Origin of the sequence: Haladaptatus sp. (genome assembly GCF_049589095.1) — an archaeon.
GTDB lineage: Archaea > Halobacteriota > Halobacteria > Halobacteriales > Haladaptataceae > Haladaptatus.
In genome coordinates this window covers 1-2,661 of sequence record NZ_JBAWAC010000467.1, presented here as the reverse complement: position 1 = coordinate 2,661, position 2,661 = coordinate 1, and the positions used below count along the sequence as shown (strand labels likewise).

Annotated in this window: 3 protein-coding genes; 1 reads left to right on the top strand and 2 read right to left on the bottom strand. The window is 64.2% G+C overall.

The genetic code is table 11. The features are described 5' to 3' along the window. On the bottom strand, positions 1-518 hold a 518-nt coding region (locus WBV42_RS14565), incomplete at its 3' end, for a hypothetical protein (protein ID WP_423986675.1). Positions 519-570: 52 nt separating this feature from the next. After that, entirely contained in the window at positions 571-1,947 is a 1,377-nt protein-coding gene (purB, locus tag WBV42_RS14560) for an adenylosuccinate lyase (protein ID WP_423986674.1), read from the bottom strand. 167 nt (positions 1,948-2,114) lie between these two features. Here purB and WBV42_RS14555 point away from each other — a divergent pair. Further along, the coding region (locus WBV42_RS14555; protein ID WP_423986673.1) for a phosphoribosylglycinamide formyltransferase at positions 2,115-2,661 on the top strand (547 nt) is incomplete at its 3' end.

Here is a 2,661-nt window from a genome sequence, read left to right as displayed (position 1 = left end):
ACGATGAATCGCGTCGTTCCGTCGTTCATCGGTCGGAGGACGAACGCCCACGTCCATCGCGGTTCGGGTCCCGGCGGTCGGAGCACCAGTGCCCGCTCGGCGTCGAGAACCGCCACTTCGGGAGCCGATTCGGGCGTCTGCACCGGATACTCCTCGGGAGCGAGTCGAACGGTATCGCCGACGTGGAGGTCCTGCTGTTCGGGGAGAATCCGGTCGGCGTTGTGAATATCCGCGCCGACGAGGTTTTCGAGCCAATCGTAGCTGTAGAACCCGGCGCGGCCCTGCCCGATCTGGACGAGCCACGGCCAAACGGTCTCGGCCGGAGCGTCGATGGTGATGGCGTGGGTGACCTGCGACTCGGGTGTTCGAAGGATGTCGTCACCGGGAAGGGTCATATCGACCTCCTCGTCGGTTGTGCCCCAACGCAGGTGCCACGGCCGAACGAAAAACCAGTACACGATCGTTACGACTGCGATGAACGATGCGACGATGGAACGTTGTTCGTACTTCGAGGGCATGCAACCGGTAACGACGGACGAAAAGGAAACCGTTCGGGCTGGTTCGACGCGCTCAGTCGATGTCGGCGACGAGGTCGTCGGCGATGCCGATGTATCCCGCGGGAGTCAGGGCGTGCAGTTCTTCGCGCAGGTCCTCGTCCACGTCCAACTCGTCGAAGAGGTCGCGGAAGTCGTCGAGGGTGACGCGCTTGCCGCGGGTGAGGGCTTTGACGCGTTCGTAGGCGTCGCCGTGGCCCTCCCGGCGGAGGATGGTCTGGACGGCTTCGCCGATGATTTCCGGTGTCGCTTCGAGTTCCTCGCGCATGACTTCCTCGTTGGGGACGACCTTGTCTAGGCCGTCCTGTGCCTTGGTGTAGCCGAGCAGGCAGTAGGCGAACGCGGTCCCGATGTTGCGCTTGACGGTGGAATCGGAGAGGTCGCGCTGGAGTCGGGAGGTGGTGATGTAGTCGCCGAGGAACGTCAGATCGGAGTTGGCTTTCGAGAGGTTGCCCTCCGAGTTCTCGAAGTCGATGGGGTTGACCTTGTGCGGCATGGTCGAACTGCCTGTCTCGCTCGCAGTGGACAGTTGACCGAGGTAGCGGTCGCTGACGTAGAGCCAGATGTCGCGGTCCATGTCGAGGAGGACGGTGTTCGCCCGGCGGAGCGCGTCGAACAGCGCCGCGAGGTCGTCACACGGGTTGACCTGCGTGGCGAGCGCGGTGTGTTGGAGACCGAGGTTCGTCACGAACTCGCGGGAGAATTCCTGCCAGTCCACGTTGGGGTACGCCGCGACGTGGGCCGCGTAGGTGCCGCTCGCGCCCGCGAGCTTTCCGGAGAGCGATTCGGCCGCGCGCTCGACTTCGCCGACTGCTTTGCCGAGTCGAGCGGCGTAGACGGCCATCTCCTTGCCGAACGTCGTCGGCGTCGCTGGTTGGCCGTGGGTCCGCGCGAGCATGGGTACGTCGCGGTACTCGCGGGCCATGTCGGACAGTTCGTCGCGGACGGCGGCGAGTTCGGGGAGCAGGACCTCCTCGACGGCGGGTTTGGCGAGCAGTCGGTGGGCGAGGTTGTTCACGTCCTCGCTGGTCAGCGCGAAGTGGATCCACGACCCGAGGTCCAATCCATCCGGGAGCGAGCGCCGAATGAAGTACTCGACCGCCTTCACGTCGTGGTTCGTCGCGGGGTAGTCCTCGTAACCCTCGGTTTCGAGCGCTTTGACGATTTTTGCGTCCTCCTCGTCGAACTCCTCGTAGACGGTGCGGAGTTCCTCGCGGTCGTCCGCCGCAACCTCGAACGGCGTCACGTCGAGGTCGGACAGCGCGATGAGATACTCGATTTCGACTCGCACGCGGGCACGCATGAGCGCGGCCTCGCTCGCGTACTCGCGGAGCGGCGCGGTTCGACCCGCGTAGCGCCCGTCTATCGGTGAGACGGCGTAAAGGGAATCCATACCTGTGCCTGCCGTTCGGTTCGGCAAAAGCGTGTCGGTCCGGTGACGCACAAGTATGCATACAAAACGGAAAAATAACGAATGCACTGTGAAATATATACACGAAGTTGCACAGAATCCGTCGCTGGACCGCAACTACTTTGCCCTCGCCGCGCCGTCTTTCCCCCATGACAGGGATTGCGGGTATGGCCGGAAACCGTGGTCGAAACCTCATGCACATCGCGGACCTCGCGCCGGGCGGGGCCGAACTGGCGGTCGTCCTCACGAACAGCGCGGACGCGCCGGTGTTGGACGAGGCCGAAAAGCGCGGAATTCCGACGGAAGTCGTCGAACTGGGCGAGGACGAATCGCGGAAAGAACACGAGAGCCGCGTTCTGGACGCGTTGGCGGCGTACGACTTCGACCTCGTCTGCCTCGACGGCTACATGCGAATTCTGACGGACGAGTTCCTGGACGACGCGCCGACGACGCTGAACGTCCACCCGTCCCTGCTCCCGTCGTTCCCCGGCATGGACGCGTGGGGCGACGCGCTCGACGCGGGCGTGAGCATGACCGGTTGCACCGTCCACGTCGTCACTGACGCGACGGACGAGTCTGGCGAAGTCGAGGAGTCGAAGGTCGATTCCGGCCCCATCCTCACGCAGGAACCGGTTCCGGTGTACGAGGGCGATACGACGGACACGCTGAAGGAGCGCGTCCTCTATCAGGGCGAGT

What these genes read in the sequence shown, in the direction of transcription:
- purB (WP_423986674.1), bottom strand. Translation starts at nt 1,947, where the DNA reads ATGGATTCCCTTTACGCCGTCTCACCGATAGACGGGCGCTACGCGGGT.